This is a genomic window from Cohnella baijiui (assembly GCF_020731285.1).
In the GTDB taxonomy this organism is placed as follows: Bacteria; Bacillota; Bacilli; order Paenibacillales; family Paenibacillaceae; genus Cohnella.
In genome coordinates, this window is the sequence record NZ_JAJFOW010000494.1 from 1 (window position 1) to 213 (window position 213).

At 45.5% G+C, this 213-nt stretch carries 1 protein-coding gene; it reads right to left on the bottom strand.

The genetic code is table 11. The features are described 5' to 3' along the window. Positions 1-213 (bottom strand): hypothetical protein (locus LKX83_RS33515; protein ID WP_227887646.1); only part of this gene is annotated, 213 nt, incomplete at both ends.

Consider the following 213-nt stretch of genomic DNA (forward strand, 5'->3'; position numbering starts at 1 on the left):
CGTGCAAAGAAGTGTCTTCGTGATCGGGGGGCAGTGAAATGGTCAGTTTCCCATTTAGTTCCGCATCTTTAATAACCCATTCATATTGCTGCCAAAATTCGCGGATAAACGATTGCATTGGTACCGCGCGCATTGCAAAAGAAATTTGACTCGTCTCCAGATGCGACAGGAATGAGAGGTCCTCTATCATACGATTAAGCCATACCGTCTTGT